Annotated in this window: 15 protein-coding genes; 4 read left to right on the top strand and 11 right to left on the bottom strand. The window is 70.6% G+C overall.

The genetic code is table 11. From position 1 onward, the window contains the following. Positions 1 to 32 precede the first annotated feature (32 nt). Positions 33 to 545: a cupin domain-containing protein gene (locus tag FHS38_RS18135; RefSeq protein ID WP_184734613.1), complete on the bottom strand. Its 513-nt coding sequence runs from the start codon at positions 543 to 545 to the stop codon at positions 33 to 35. Positions 546 to 711: 166 nt separating this feature from the next. Here FHS38_RS18135 and FHS38_RS18140 point away from each other — a divergent pair, with 166 nt between their 5' ends. Continuing rightward, positions 712 to 1,704 carry a helix-turn-helix transcriptional regulator gene (locus FHS38_RS18140; protein WP_184734614.1) on the top strand — a complete coding sequence of 331 codons (993 nt, stop codon included), beginning with the start codon at positions 712 to 714 and terminating at the stop codon, positions 1,702 to 1,704. Here FHS38_RS18140 and FHS38_RS18145 read toward each other — a convergent pair. The 5 genes from FHS38_RS18145 to FHS38_RS18165 all read right to left on the bottom strand — a co-directional run bounded on the left by FHS38_RS18145 (position 1,658) and on the right by FHS38_RS18165 (position 5,106). After that, positions 1,658 to 2,653, bottom strand: a complete 996-nt coding sequence (locus FHS38_RS18145; protein WP_184734615.1) for an ABC transporter permease — start codon at positions 2,651 to 2,653, stop codon at positions 1,658 to 1,660. The genes FHS38_RS18140 and FHS38_RS18145 overlap by 47 nt on opposite strands. A 241-nt stretch (positions 2,654 to 2,894) precedes the next feature. Beyond that, positions 2,895 to 3,344, bottom strand: coding sequence for a rodlin (locus tag FHS38_RS18150; RefSeq protein WP_229822674.1), 450 nt, complete (start codon positions 3,342 to 3,344; stop codon positions 2,895 to 2,897). Positions 3,345 to 3,524: 180 nt separating this feature from the next. Continuing rightward, complete coding sequence (locus FHS38_RS18155) at positions 3,525 to 3,914, bottom strand: rodlin (protein WP_184734616.1); 390 nt, start codon at positions 3,912 to 3,914, stop codon at positions 3,525 to 3,527. 201 nt (positions 3,915 to 4,115) lie between these two features. After that, positions 4,116 to 4,361 (bottom strand): helix-turn-helix domain-containing protein, encoded by a 246-nt coding sequence (locus FHS38_RS18160; protein ID WP_184734617.1) that lies wholly within the window; start codon positions 4,359 to 4,361, stop codon positions 4,116 to 4,118. 145 nt (positions 4,362 to 4,506) lie between these two features. Next, entirely contained in the window at positions 4,507 to 5,106 is a 600-nt protein-coding gene (locus tag FHS38_RS18165; protein ID WP_184734618.1) for an NADPH-dependent FMN reductase, read from the bottom strand. Positions 5,107 to 5,337: 231 nt separating this feature from the next. On the opposite strand from FHS38_RS18165, the gene FHS38_RS18170 reads away from it, so the two are divergent. Together FHS38_RS18170 and FHS38_RS18175 are read left to right on the top strand one after the other, a co-directional pair. Beyond that, positions 5,338 to 5,985 (top strand): TetR/AcrR family transcriptional regulator, encoded by a 648-nt coding sequence (locus tag FHS38_RS18170; RefSeq protein WP_184734619.1) that lies wholly within the window; start codon positions 5,338 to 5,340, stop codon positions 5,983 to 5,985. Positions 5,986 to 6,136: 151 nt separating this feature from the next. Continuing rightward, a complete protein-coding gene (locus FHS38_RS18175; RefSeq protein ID WP_184734620.1) occupies positions 6,137 to 6,712 on the top strand; it encodes a TetR/AcrR family transcriptional regulator in 576 nt (191 codons plus the stop codon). Here the strand turns inward: FHS38_RS18175 and FHS38_RS18180 are convergent. Beyond that, the gene (locus tag FHS38_RS18180; RefSeq protein WP_184734621.1) at positions 6,692 to 7,660 is read right to left on the bottom strand and encodes a Gfo/Idh/MocA family protein; all 969 of its coding nucleotides are present in this window, start codon (positions 7,658 to 7,660) and stop codon (positions 6,692 to 6,694) included. The genes FHS38_RS18175 and FHS38_RS18180 overlap by 21 nt on opposite strands. Continuing rightward, the gene (locus FHS38_RS18185; protein WP_184734622.1) at positions 7,660 to 9,078 is read right to left on the bottom strand and encodes an NDP-hexose 2,3-dehydratase family protein; all 1,419 of its coding nucleotides are present in this window, start codon (positions 9,076 to 9,078) and stop codon (positions 7,660 to 7,662) included. The genes FHS38_RS18180 and FHS38_RS18185 overlap by 1 nt, the downstream gene beginning before the upstream one ends. A gap of 314 nt (positions 9,079 to 9,392) precedes the next feature. Between FHS38_RS18185 and FHS38_RS18190 the strand changes: the two genes are divergently transcribed. Then, positions 9,393 to 10,109 carry a ScbR family autoregulator-binding transcription factor gene (locus FHS38_RS18190; RefSeq protein WP_184734623.1) on the top strand — a complete coding sequence of 239 codons (717 nt, stop codon included), beginning with the start codon at positions 9,393 to 9,395 and terminating at the stop codon, positions 10,107 to 10,109. Between the two features lie 143 nt (positions 10,110 to 10,252). On the opposite strand, the gene FHS38_RS18195 is transcribed toward FHS38_RS18190, so the two are convergent. The 3 genes from FHS38_RS18195 to FHS38_RS18205 all read right to left on the bottom strand — a co-directional run bounded on the left by FHS38_RS18195 (position 10,253) and on the right by FHS38_RS18205 (position 12,695). Then, positions 10,253 to 10,975 (bottom strand): ScbR family autoregulator-binding transcription factor, encoded by a 723-nt coding sequence (locus FHS38_RS18195; protein WP_184734624.1) that lies wholly within the window; start codon positions 10,973 to 10,975, stop codon positions 10,253 to 10,255. Between the two features lie 171 nt (positions 10,976 to 11,146). Next, complete coding sequence (locus FHS38_RS18200; protein WP_184734625.1) at positions 11,147 to 11,956, bottom strand: SDR family NAD(P)-dependent oxidoreductase; 810 nt, start codon at positions 11,954 to 11,956, stop codon at positions 11,147 to 11,149. Then, positions 11,946 to 12,695, bottom strand: a complete 750-nt coding sequence (locus tag FHS38_RS18205; protein WP_184734626.1) for an HAD family hydrolase — start codon at positions 12,693 to 12,695, stop codon at positions 11,946 to 11,948. The genes FHS38_RS18200 and FHS38_RS18205 overlap by 11 nt, the downstream gene beginning before the upstream one ends. Positions 12,696 to 12,899: the final 204 nt, after the last annotated feature.

The raw sequence follows: 12,899 nt of genomic DNA on the forward strand, positions 1-12,899 counted from the left end.
TCCGAGCACCTCGGCGACGGTTGCCGAGGGGCCTAGCGGGTAGCCGCGGCGCGGGTCTCGCGCCAGAGGGGGCTGTCCACGTAGTGGTTGTCGAAACGCTCCGACGACGCCTTGATCTCCTCGACGCCCGCCTGGCCCTTGTTGACCCGGTCGAGCAGGCGGTAGTAGTCGAAGCGGTCCATGCCCGGGGTGAAGACGAGCAGGGCGTCGGCGAAGGAGCCGGGGGCGGGGGCGAAGGCGTGGTGCGTGCCCGGGGGGACGGCGAGGAAGTCGTTCTTCTCCAGGACCACGACGCGGTCGTCGACGAGGACCTGGAGCGCGCCGTCGAGGACGAAGAACATCTCGGTGGCCCGGGTGTGGAAGTGCGGGGGCGCGCCGGCGACGCCCTCGTCGAGGATGGTGCGGTTGGTGGTCACCGCGCCGCCCGTGCGGTCGGAGTCGGCGATGAGGGTGATCAGGCTGCCGGGGGCGTCGGCGGTGATCTCCGCGTCGGCCTCCCGGACGAGGACGACGTCGTCGGGGCGGGGGAACTCGGTGCCGCTCATGGGGTGCTCCTTGATGTCCGAAACGTGCGTGGGGCTCGCCGCTCGCTTGCTGTCCGCGGCTTCACGACTACGAATCTAGGACGCCAGGCGACCGGCTCCGTGGTTCATTTCAGCGCGGGAATCATGGGTCAATTACTTGGCCGTCCACGCGCCGCATAATGGCCCCATGCACGATCAGGCAGGGCGGTACGTGGGGGAATGCTGCGACGGGACGGCCCCGGAGGGCGGGGCCGACACCCTGTGCGGCGAGGGGCTGACCCGCTACCGGCAGGCCGTGGTCAAGGGGTGCACACCGAGGGCGGGGGCCCCGGGGTGTCTGCTGCGGATGGGGCTGCTGGTGCCACCGCCGGACGATCCGAGCGTGCTGGTGCCGGTCGCGCCGGACGTCGCGCTGGCCGAACTCGTGCGCCCCATCGAGGAGTCGCTCGAACGGCAGCGGACGGACGCGCGGGCCATCGCCGGCACCTTCTCCCCGGTGCGGGCGATCTACACCGCCGCCCAGCGGGAGCACCGGGGCTGGGCCACGGCCATGCACGGTGAGCGGGTCATCGGCTCCACCCTCGCGCACGCGGTCCGGGCCTGCCGGGCGGAGCTGATGACGGTGCGGCCCGGGGGCGAGGGTCTCCCCCGTGACGAGGAGCCCGCGCCCGTCGGCGTACGGCACCGTGCGCTCCACGGGCACGCGGTGCGCACCCACTCGGCGCGGCTGCCGCACCTCGAGCGGATCGTGGCGGCCGGCGGTGAAGTGCGCACGCTGGACCACGTCTTCGACCGGCTCGTCATCGTCGACCGGGAGGTGGCGTACGTACCGGGCGACAGCGAACTCGTGGCCTCCGCCCTGGAGATACGGCAGCCCGCCATCGTCTCGTTCCTCGTCCACGTCTTCGAGGACGCGTGGGAGCGGGCCGCTCCGCTGGTGCCGACGGCCGGGCGGACGCCGGAGCCGGAGGTCGCCGACGAGACGCAGCGCGCGATCGCCCGGCTGCTGGTCGCCGGGTACACCGACGAGGCGATCGCCCGGCGGCTGGGGACCAGCCGCCGGACCGTGGCGGGTCGGGTGAGCCGGCTCTCCGCGTCGCTCGGCAGCCGCAGCCGGGCTCAGCTCGGGTACCTCATCGCGACGAGCGGGCTGCTGCCTGAAGGGGATCGCTCACCGTGACCGACGCGAGCTTCGGGGCCGTCCGCCGCGCCCCCGCGTAGAGCAGCCCCAGCCCGATCAGCGACCAGACGGCGAGGACGAGCACGGGCCCGCCCGCGCCCGCGCCGTCGAAGGAGCCCACCGAGCGGAAGAGGGTGGCCGCCGCGCCCGGGGGCAGGAACTGTCCTACGGTGCCGAGCGGTTGGGGCAGCATCTCGGGGGCGGAGGCCATGCCGGAGAGCGGGTTGCCCACGACGAACATCAGCACCGCCCCCACCGCGACACCGGGCGGGCCGATCAGCGACCCCAGGCCGGTGATGACGCCCGCCATGGCGAGCTCCAGCAGTGCGACGATCGCGGCGTTGGCCAGGTAGCCGCCCGGCAGAACGCCGCTGACGTGCGTCAGGCCGAGCGAGCTGACCAGGCCGGAGGCGACCGCGAAGCCGACCACGCCGAGCAGCCGGGCCCGGCCGCCCGCCACCTTGAGCACGAACAGCAGGGCCGCGATGACCGCCGTGATCAGCAGCGGCAGGAAGCCCATCGCCGCGCCCGCGCCGTGGCGGTCGTCCGCATCGGCCGGGACGACGTCGGTGACCCGGACCGGCTTGCCCGTGAGCTCCCCCGCCTGCCGGATCAGCGTCTGCGCGACGACGGGCGAGGCGGCGGAGGCGATCCGCAGGTCCAGCTCCCCTCCGGACCGGGGCACGAAGGCGCCGTAGGCCTCGCGGTGCCGCAGGGCCCGGTCGGCGGCGTCCTCGTCGGCGGCTTCCTTGATCTCGTACGCCCCGGGCGCGGCCTCCCGCAACGCGTCCACGACGGCCGGCGTGCCCGCGACGACCAGGACGGGCAGGTCGCGTGGCGCGGCCCGGGAGGCCGACCAGGAGAACCAGCCGCCGATCACGAACTGCACGATCGCGACGATGATCAGGATGTTGCGCGCTTCCGCGCGCGGTGATGCGGACGCAGCCATCAGCTTTATCTCTCGATTTCCCCGGGTGTTCCGTCAGATGCCTCCGCATCCTGTACCGGCGAAACCGTGATTTTCGGCCCGGAACGACTCTTCTCCCTTGCACGAAGCGGCGTTTCATCTATGCGCAGGGTCCGCAAATCCGGGCATAGGGCGCAGCTCGTGCGTGCCGTCGGGCCCACACACGCGGCGGAGCCGCCCCCGGGGATGAACCCGGGGACGGCTCCGCGGTGGGCCGGTGACGTCAGTGGTGGCCGTGCTCGTCGGGGTGGGGGTTGCCGCGGTGCCGGCCGTGGCCCTCGTGGTCGCCGCGGTTCCCGGAACCGTTGCCGGACAGGATCGGGATCTCGTCCAGGAGGTGCGACAGCGGGCCGTCGCCGGCGCTGATCGTCGAGTTCTCGGTGCACTGCTGTTGCTGCTGCTGCGACAGGATCGGGATGTCCTGCAGGGCGGCCCCGGTGAGCCCCTGGATCCCCAGCTTCCCGATGGCGATGCACGGCTTGTTGAAGGAGCCGTTGATCAGGCCCATCTGGGGGCTCATGTAGCCGCCCGTGTAGGTGTTGCCGTACATCTGCGCGGCGCCGTTGGCGTTGGCGACATCGTGGCCGTCGTTGCCGATCGCCATCGCAGGGCCGGCCATGGTACCGACCGCCGAAACCGACAGCGCGGCCGTGGCCACTACCTTCTTGATCACGTCTAATTCCTTCGCTCTGGATCCACGAATGACGACAGCTGCCTGTGCAACTCGCGAAAAGGCGGGAAGGTTATTCCGCTTCACCCATTCGGCCGAGCCCCGACCCGGCGCAGGAAAAGCCCCCCACGGCGGGGCCCGCACACCCGCCGCAGGGGGATTTCACCACACTCGGTACTTCGGTCAGTGACCGTTCCCCGAGCCGTTCCCGGAGATGATCGGGATCTCGTCCAGGATGTGCGACAGCGGGGCGTCGCCGGCGCTGATCGTCGAGTTGTCGGTGCACTGCTGTTGCTGCTGCTGCGACAGGATCGGGACGTCCTGCACGGCGGCCAGGTTGAGCGCCTGGACGTCGATCTTGCCGATACCGAGGCACGGCTTGTTGAGCGTGCCCTGGATCAGGCTCATCTGCGGGCTTTCCTTGCCCCCGGTCTTGGTGTTGCCGTAACCGGTCTTCGCAGCGTTGCCGTTGGCGACGTCTCCACCGTCGTTGCCGATCGCCAAAGCGGGGCTGGTCATGGCGCCGACGGCGGAAGCCGTCATCGCGGCCGTGGCGAGAACCTTCTTGAGCACGTCTATGCCTTTCGATCGTGTGGCGCCCTCACTGGGAAAGCGTTCTGAATAACTCCGCCCTTTAACAGAGGTTCCGGGCTTTCACTCATTCGCGCCATTCAGATCACCACAGATCGCACCGCCGGCCGATCGAATATCGGCTCGACGGCGAAAAACCAGGCCCGGAATTATCGGTCTTACCGACTTATCGGGCCCGGCGAATCATCGGGTACGCCGACGATAGGCAAATATGCTGGACAGCGTGACATAGCGGTACTGCCCGCCGCGCTCGCTGCCCAGCTCGCCCCGGTCGACCAGGTGCGAGACCGTCCACGGGGAGAGGCCGAGCATGGACGCGGCGGTCCGTACGGGGACGCTCAAACCGTCGAAGACGTGGGGGACGGGCTCGTCCAGGGCGTAGTCGTACCGGCTGTAGTCGTACTGTGCGGCGGCAAGGTGTCCTGCCATGCGGACTCGCACCGTCCCCTCGGTCAGAAGTGTCGTTCTCAGATGCCGTACGACTCGGGTGTGTACGGGCTCGTGCAGGTACGGGCTCGGTACCGCGGTCCGTGCGCGGGCGCGTAGGGAGTACGGGCCCGGCCGCCGCGGTGACTCAGATGTCGTACGGGCGCTTGGACTTGGCATGCCGCAACGCATGCGCCCACCAGGTCAGTTGGTCGAGCAACGTCGTGGCCGCGGCGTTGGGGCCGTCGGGGTCCTTGAGGCGGCCGTTGTCGTCGAAGCGGTCCCACGCGTTGTGGAAGCTGACCGTGTCGCGGGTGGTGACCGCGTGCAACTCGGCGAAGACCAGCCGCAGATGCTCCACCGCGCGCAGACCGCCCGACAGGCCGCCGTAGGAGACGAAGGCGACCGGTTTCGCGTGGAACTGGGGGTTGTGCCAGTCGATCGCGTTCTTCAGGGCCGCGGGGTAACTGTGGTTGTACTCGGGCGTCACGACGACGAAGGCGTCCGCCGCGTCCAGCCGCGGGGTCAGCGTGCCGAGTGCCTGGACGATGTCCGGCGGCGGGCTCGTGGACGGGGCCACCGAGCCCAGCGCCACCTCCGCGAGGTCGATCACATCGACGTCGAACTCGGGCCGCCGGCGCGCCCGGTCGGCGAACCAGCCGGCGATCGTCGGGCCGAACCGGCCCTCGCGCACGCTGCCGATGATGACGGCTAACCGCAGTGGGCCATCGGTCGGGCTACCGGACACGGGCGTCTCCTCGCATGAGTACGCATGGGTGATGAGTGAGCGAGCCAACCGCGCCGGCCGATCCGCCGACGCCCCCCTTCGCACCGACTCCTGGCTTACCTGCCGCCGGGTTGGTGCGCATATTCGGAAGATTAGACAGCCACTAACCGGGCGTCAAGTACGTTATTCTGCTCGCCTTGTGGATCAGCGCGATCGCGGTCCCCGGACCCGTCCGAGCGAAGGGAGCAGCCGATGAGGAGCACACCACGACCTCGCCGGAGCAACACCCGCCAGCAGATCCAGGAGGTGGCACGCGACTTCTTCATGGAGCGGGGGTACGAGAAGACCTCTCTGCGGGAGATCGCGGACGAGCTGGGCGTCACCAAGGCCGCGCTGTACTACCACTTCCGAACCAAGGAAGACATACTCGTCAGTCTGTTTTCCGATGTCGGTATCGCGCTCGACGAGCTGATCTTCTGGGGGCGGCAGCAGCACCGGTCGCTCGCCGTCAAGAGGGAGTTGCTGGCTCGCAGCAGCGTGATCTTCAGCGGTGCCGCACCCCTGTTCAACGTCCTCAACGCGAACCAGGCGACGCTCAGCGACCTGAGCGTCGGCCAGGACTTCAAGGACCGGGTGACCGCGCTCTCCGAGCTGCTCCAGGAGCCGGACGCGAGCGTCGCCGCCAAGGTCCGCTGCGTCACCGCGCTGCTCAGCCTGCTCTACGGCACGTTCGCCATCGAGCACATCGAGGGCGACGCCGAGGAGAAACGGCTGGCACTGCTCGCCGGCGCCACCGAACTGCTCACCTCCGCCTACCCCACGGACGATTCGGATCCCAGGGCGTCAACACTCGACGCGCCGTCAGCCACCGCACCGAAAGCGGAGCCGACCGCTTCATAGGTACCCCGGGACGGTGGTGGTGAGCTCCGCGCCTCCGCGGGGGCCGGTTCCTGCGACATGATCTCTCCTCAGCACGCATGCCAAGCGCCCGGCCCGGTTACTTGCTGGCCGACGGGCTAGATAGGTCCGACGAACGCAGGAGAGAGAGCCCATGGGCAGCACCCCCCAGGCGCGCAGGAGCGACACCCGAGAGCGCATCCAGAGCACGGCCCTGGAACTCTTCGTTTCGCAGGGGTACGAGAAGACCTCGCTACGCGAGATCGCCGAGGCGCTCGGCGTCACCAAGGCCGCGCTGTACTACCACTTCAAGACGAAGGAGGACATCCTCACCGCGATCTCCGACGAGCTCGGCCGCCCGGTCGACGAGCTCATCGCCTGGGGCAAGGCCCAGCCCCCCACCCTGGAGACCAAGCGGGAGCTGCTCGCCCGCTACAGCTCGGCCCTGCGCGAGGCCGCACCGCTCTACAGCATCCTGCAGGAGAACCAGGCGGCGCTGCGCGAACTGGGCGTGGGGCAGAAGCTCACCGACCGGGTGATCACGATCTCCCAATTGATGCACGCGGGTGACGCCCCCCTCGCTCATCAGGTGCGCCTTTCCAGCGCGCTGTTGACGGTCCACTTCGGGGCGTTCACCACGGCCCGGCTGGAGGGCGACGCCGAGACCAAGCGCAAGGCCCTGCTGGACGTCGGCCTGGAGATCCTGGACTCAACCCGCGACGACGGCTGACGCGCGGATCGCACCCAGCAGCGCGGCCTGTGCCCGGCACTCACGGTCCGGTCCGAGGCTCCCCGTCCGCACCGCCGAGACGAACGCGGCCAGTGTGCCCGCGACTTGGTCGTCCGGTTCCAGTCGGTGCTCCTCGGTCCCCGCGGCCCGCTCGATGCGCAGCACGGGACGGTGGTCGGCGGGCGGCGTGAAGGCCCGGTCGACGGTGATCCGGCCCTCGCTGCCCGCCAGCTCGTAGGTGTTGCGGTAGGAGTGGTCCATGCCGAAGGTCAGCTGCGCGGCGACCCCCTCCGGGGTGGCCAGCAGCGCGGCTCCGGCGGTGTCCACCTCGCGCCCGGCTCCCGTGGTGAGCTGGGCGCCGATCAGCTCGAGGCCGTCGCCCAGGAGGTGCAGGGCCGCGCGCACCGGGTAGATCCCGATGTCCCACAGGGCCCCGCCGCCGAGGTCGCGGCGGTGGCGGATGTCGTCCTCGGGCAGCCGGGGCACGGTGAACGTGGCGTGCAGGGCCCGCAGTTCCCCGATCGCGCCGTCGCGCACCAGCCGTGCCACGACCGTGTGCTGGGAGTGGTGGACGAACATGACGTTCTCCATCAGCACCAGCCCACGGTCACGGGCGAGGTCGAACAGCTCCCCGGTCCGGACCGCGTCGGTGGTCAGCGGCTTCTCCGCGAGCACGTGCTTGCCCGCGAGCAGCGCCTTCTCCGTCCACTCGGCGTGCAGGGCGGGCGGCAGCGGTACGTACACGGCGTCGACGTCGTCGCGTTCGAGGAGCTCCGCGTAGCCGTGCACGGCGGTGCCGCCGAACCGGGCGGCCGTCTCCGCCGCCTTGGCCGCGTCGCGGCTGGCGACCGCGGCCACCTCGGTGTCCGGGCCGGCGGCCATGGCGGGCAGCATCCTGCGGCGGGCGAATGAGGCGCAGCCCAGGGTTCCGAAGCGCAGCGGGGGCATCAGACGCGCACCGCCGTCGACAGGGCGCCCGCGTTGAGGCAGGCGAGCAGGGTGCGGGCCTGGACGTTCACGTAGTGGCCGTGCCGGACGAGCGAGGTGAGCTGGCCCGGGGTGACCCAGATGTAGCCCGGCGGGGCCTGCCGCGGCGCCTGTCGCTCGTCGGCCTCGACGAGGAGGTAGCGGCTCTCGGCGTTGAGGAAGCGCCCGCCCTCCTCGGAGTGGACGGCCTCGTAGCGGATCCGGGCGGGGTCGGCGTTCAGGACGAGGTCGAGGAAGGGAGGCCGGTCCTTCTCCGCGAGGTGCGCGTAGTTGCCGGGGGTGTGCTGAACGGTCGGGGCGAGTTCGACGGTGTCGAGGAAACCGCCCTCCACGCGCGCGTGGGCCAGCACGTGCGGCACCCCGCCGAACGTGCGGGTCACGAAGGCCGTCACGCCGAGCCCGACCGGCTCGAACAGGGGTTGCGTCCAGCGGCTCACCTCACGGCTGCCCGCCTGGACGGACACGGCGACGGCGCGGAAGAAGCGCCCTTCGTCGTGCTCGATGGCACTCTCGCCCCGCTTCCAGCCGGGGACGCTGTTCAGCGGCACGGTCTCGGCGGCGACGTCGTACCGGGAGCGCTCGGCGGTGAACCAGGACAGCAGCTCGGTGTCGGAGTGCAGGGCCCCGGCGTGCGGGTCGGCGAAGGGCAGGCAGGCGAGGACCGTGCGGGAGTCCATGTTGACGACGTTGTCCCGGTGGAGCAGCTCGGCGATCTGGCCGAGGGTGAGCCAGCAGAAGTCGTCCAGCAGCTCCACCTCGCCGACCGCCTCGACGATCAGGTTGCGGTTGGACTTCCGGAAGAACCACGCGCCGTGCTCGGACTGGAGGGCGTCGGCCAGCACCCGGCCCCGGCCCGGTCTGACGAAGTAGTCGATGTACTTCACGTCCGCGCCCTGGTGGGCCTTGGTGTAGTTGCTGCGGGTCGCCTGCACGGTCGGCGAGAGCTGGAGCAGATCGCGGTTGCCCGGCTCCATCTTGGCCTGCATCAGGAAGTGCAGGACCCCGTCGAACTCCTTGGCGAGGATGCCCAGGATCCCCACCTCGGGCTGTCTGATGACCGGCTGCTGCCAGCTCTCGTACGGGCCCGGGCCGCCGGTGACCTTCAGCCCCTCGACGGTGAAGAACCGACCGCTGCGGTGGGTCAGGTTTCCGGTGCCGTCCTCGAACGACCAGCCGTCCAGGTCCGCGAAGGGGATCAGGTCGACCTGGAAGTCGTGGGCCCGGCCGCGTTCGGCGAGCCAGCCGGCGAAGTCCTCGGTGCGCAGGTGCGCGCCCTCAGTCGTCGCGGCCGAGTGGGCGAGCCGGGCCGGCAGCGCGGAATCCCGCCGCGGCCGCAGCCGGAAGAGGTCGGTGGGCGGCTCGGCGGGGTTGGACGGCATGCGGTCGACTCCCTGATACCTCGTACGGGCCTCTGCTCCCCGGCACCGGGGCGCCACACGGCGGACGCTAACAAACCGCCACATGCTCGCCGGGCACCTCTGGGGGCACGCCCGTAAAAGCGAGGGAAACCCCTCAACTTGCCGCACTGCCAGGGGTGTCGGCTTGCCTTCGCGCCGACCTCGGAGCCAGGGACGCTTCACCGGTGATCGATCCGGCGGTACAATACCGACAGGTTGGTTTTATAGTTCACTGTTCGTGGCCGGACCGTGCCTTCGTCGTCCGGCCATCCCTGACGACCCGGCAGAGGAAGCACGTGGCTAAGCAGGAGAGGGCCGAACGAACCCGCAGCGCGTTACTGACCGCGGCGGCGGATGTGTTCGATCACGTCGGATACGAGCGCGCCTCGCTCAACGCGATCAGCGAGGCGGCGGGGGTGACCAAGGGAGCGCTGTCCTTCCACTTCGCGACCAAGGCGGACCTGGCCCGCGCGGTGCAGTCGACGGCCTGTTCCTCGTCCCGCACGGCGCTGACCGCCCTGGACCACACGCGCCCGCCGACGCTCCAGACCGTGATCGACATGACGCACGTGCTGGCCCATCTGCTCGAACACCATGTGGTCGTCCGGGCCGGCATCCGGCTCTCCCGCGAGCTCGACCACGCGCCGGATGCCGCCTACGACTGCACCGTGCTGTGGCGGGAGTTGCTGGAGGACGTGCTGCGCCGGGCCGAGGACGACCACGGCCTGGCCCCGGGCCACGACCCGCGCACCCTCACGGCCCTGGCCCTGACCATGGCCACCGGCACCGAACTGCTGGTCCGCACGCCGCCCGGCCCGGAGGCCCACTGCTCGGTGGACGGCCCCCGCGACACCGGCCGCGACTGGCTCGCGCAGTTCTGGCAGCTCGTGCTCCCCGGCGTGGCCGCGCCCGGCCGGCTCCGCCCGACGGGCACGCTGGGCCCCTGCCGGGTCCCGGCGTCGCTCTACGACCTGCCGCGCTCACCGCGGGACGCGGTCCAGCCACGGGAATGACGCCGGACACCCGGCGGGCGGATCCCCGGCGGGTTCGGCCGGTCCCGGTCTTTGCCCCCGGGGCGATCCGAGCCGGACGCGGCCGACCTCCGCGCGGGCACCCCGGACGGACAGGCGCGCGACGCCCCCGGCCGGGGCGTCGCTCAGGCGACCCCGACCGGGGTCCCCGCCCGCTCGGCCTCGGCGGCCTCCGCGGCGGCCTCCCGCACCGTGGCCTCGCGCAGCCGCTCGGCCTCGGCCAGGGCGCGGGCGCCGCGCCCCGGGGCCATGTCGAGCCGGGCCAGCACCGAGGGCACCACCACGCTGGGCATCACGTGCTCGTAGAGCACGCTGGCCCGGCGCTCGAGGTCGGCGCGGTTGTTGATCGCCTGCGACATCGTGTTTATGCCGGCGTACGCCCCGACGAGCAGCTCCGCGGTGTCGGCGGGCACCACGTGCGGCAGCACCTCGCCGCGCTCCAGGCCCTCGGCCAGGACCTGGGTGTGCAGCTGGCTCCAGCCGTTGAACGGGCCGCTGCGGTTCAGGCTCGTCGAGCCGTGCTCGAGGGTGAGCCGGACGCTGCCGCGCAGCAGCGCGTCGTCGGCCAGCCGGTGGGCGAAGAGCATGCCCATGTCCACCAGCTCCTGCATCTTGGACTTGGTGGGCATGTAGGGCATGGGCGGGGCCTGGGTCACCTGCGCGTCGATGACGGCGAGAGCCAGCTCTTCCTTCGAGGTGAAGTGGAAGTACAGCGCGCCCTTGGTGACCTCGGCCCGCGCCAGGATCTCGGTGATCGTGGCTGCGTCGTAGCCCTTCTGGTCGAACACCACCGCGGCCGCTTCCAGGATGTTCTGCCGAGTCCTGATCGCACGGTCCTGCTTTGCCACGGTGTGCCTCCGAATCAGTAAGTCGCCCGCACCGCGTCCCGGCGGTGTGGGGCGAGACGCGTGTCCCGCATGCCGCTCATCGCCCCCCTGAAAACCAAACCGGCAAGTACGTAATGTTACCAACTCCGGCGCCACGACCGGGCCGAGCGAGCGAGTGGGGACGCACCAGAGTCACACCATTGTGAAGCCCCCGTCCACCGGCATGGTCGCACCGGTCACGAAAGAGGCCCGGTCGCTGAGGAGCCAGGCGGCCGCCTCGGCGATCTCCTCGGGCGCGGCGGTCCGGGGCTGCGGCGTCGCCGCGTGCAGCGCCTCCTCCATCCCCGGGTTCTTCGCGAACCAATCCTCGACCACCTCGCTGCGCGTGGTGCCCGGGGCCACCGCGTTCACCCGGATGCCGGAGGCCGCGTACTCCGCGGCGGCGGCCTTGGTCAGACCGATCACGGCGTGCTTGGAGGCCACGTACGGGGCGGCCACCGGGGTGGCCAGCAGACCCCCGACGCTGCTGGTGTTGACGATGGCGCCCTTGGTGCCGCCGTCGAGCATCACGGCGATCTCGTCCCGGAGGAAGTTCCAGACACCGCGCACGTTGATGTCCATGATGCGGTCGTAGACGTCGTCGTCCATGAGGTGCAGGGGCGTGCGCCCCTCGCCGTAGCCGGCGTTGTTGAAGGCCACGTCCAGCCGTCCGTAGCGCTCGACGGTGAACGCGACGGCCCGCGAGGTCTCCTCGCGGCGGGTGACGTCCGCCGCCACGTGGGCGGCCTCGGCGCCCTGCTCGCGCAGCTCGGCCGCGAGGTCGCGGAGCCGCTCCTCGCGGCGGGCGGTCAGCACGACCGTGGCACCCTCCCGGGCGAACACCCGCGCGGCCGCGGCCCCGATGCCGCTGCTGGCACCGGTGATCAGTGCGATCTTGCCGCGAAGAAGCCCGTGGCCTCCGTCGGTGGCGGCGGTCGCGTCGGTCCTGTGGTCACCGGTCATCGCGGGGACCCTCCGTTTCGTGTGTGGTGGTGGGCGAAGCCCAGAGCGTCCCGGCGGCGGCTTCGGCGTCGAGGGTGCGCAGCAGCGGCTCGTCGATGGCCGGGAGGGAGTCGACGATGTGCCGCACGCCCGCCTCGCGCATCAACTCGCCCTGGAATCCGTGGGCGAAGTGGGGCGGGTGACCGATGAAGGCCGTGCCGAGCGACCGTGCCGCCTCCGCGACGCGGGCCACGTCGTCGATGAACAACGCCTGGTCGTGGTCGAGGCCGAAGACATCGGTGACGATCTCGTGGACGCCGGGCCGGAAGTCGTTCGTACAGACATAGCCGGGGCCGTCGAACAGATCGGCGAACTCCCCGAGATGGCGCCGGAAATGGGTGGCGTCGAGACCGCCGTAGCAGACGGTGCGCAGCCCCAGGGCGCGCAGCCGCCGCAGCAACGCCACAGCCCCGTCGAGGAGGTGCAGCGGATGGTGTTCGAGGTAGGCGGCGCGCTCCTCGAAATAGACCTCCAGGACCTTCTCCGGGGTCCACGGCACACCCGCCATCGCGCCCAACGCCCGCGCGGCGACGAGACGGGGCTGGGAGAACACGGCACTCTCGACATCGGCGGTGTAGCGCCCGCCCCGGCTGGTGACGAATTGATGGATCACCGGGCTGAAGGTGTCGTTGAGCAGGACTCCGTCGATGTTGACGGCGGCCAGCCTTAATCGGCGCAGCGGCTCTGCTGAACCGGTCATGGGGTCCTCCAAAAGTGGACGGCGAGAGGGCTGACAGCCCGAATAAAACCGTCCAGTACGAACGTAAACAAGCGAGAGCTAGGTCACACGAGAGCTGAGGGATCCTCAACTACCTCGTATGGTAAAGAAGCGAGCAGGTGGAAATAAAACCGGCTAGTACGTATCTTCCCATCCCTTCCGTTCCCGTTTCCGAGGCCACCCGGC

Source organism: Streptomyces netropsis, assembly GCF_014203545.1.
In the GTDB taxonomy this organism is placed as follows: Bacteria; Actinomycetota; Actinomycetes; order Streptomycetales; family Streptomycetaceae; genus Streptomyces; species Streptomyces netropsis.

Excerpts from the sequence above, each read along its gene's own strand:
- FHS38_RS18135 (WP_184734613.1), bottom strand. The coding sequence starts at position 545 with ATGAGCGGCACCGAGTTCCCCCGCCCCGACGACGTCGTCCTCGTCCGG.
- FHS38_RS18140 (WP_184734614.1), top strand. The coding sequence starts at position 712 with ATGCACGATCAGGCAGGGCGGTACGTGGGGGAATGCTGCGACGGGACG.
- FHS38_RS18145 (WP_184734615.1), bottom strand. The coding sequence starts at position 2,653 with ATGGCTGCGTCCGCATCACCGCGCGCGGAAGCGCGCAACATCCTGATC.
- FHS38_RS18160 (WP_184734617.1), bottom strand. The coding sequence starts at position 4,361 with ATGGCAGGACACCTTGCCGCCGCACAGTACGACTACAGCCGGTACGAC.
- FHS38_RS18170 (WP_184734619.1), top strand. The coding sequence starts at position 5,338 with ATGAGGAGCACACCACGACCTCGCCGGAGCAACACCCGCCAGCAGATC.
- FHS38_RS18175 (WP_184734620.1), top strand. The coding sequence starts at position 6,137 with ATGGGCAGCACCCCCCAGGCGCGCAGGAGCGACACCCGAGAGCGCATC.
- FHS38_RS18180 (WP_184734621.1), bottom strand. The coding sequence starts at position 7,660 with ATGCCCCCGCTGCGCTTCGGAACCCTGGGCTGCGCCTCATTCGCCCGC.
- FHS38_RS18185 (WP_184734622.1), bottom strand. The coding sequence starts at position 9,078 with ATGCCGTCCAACCCCGCCGAGCCGCCCACCGACCTCTTCCGGCTGCGG.
- FHS38_RS18200 (WP_184734625.1), bottom strand. The coding sequence starts at position 11,956 with ATGACCGGTGACCACAGGACCGACGCGACCGCCGCCACCGACGGAGGC.
- FHS38_RS18205 (WP_184734626.1), bottom strand. The coding sequence starts at position 12,695 with ATGACCGGTTCAGCAGAGCCGCTGCGCCGATTAAGGCTGGCCGCCGTC.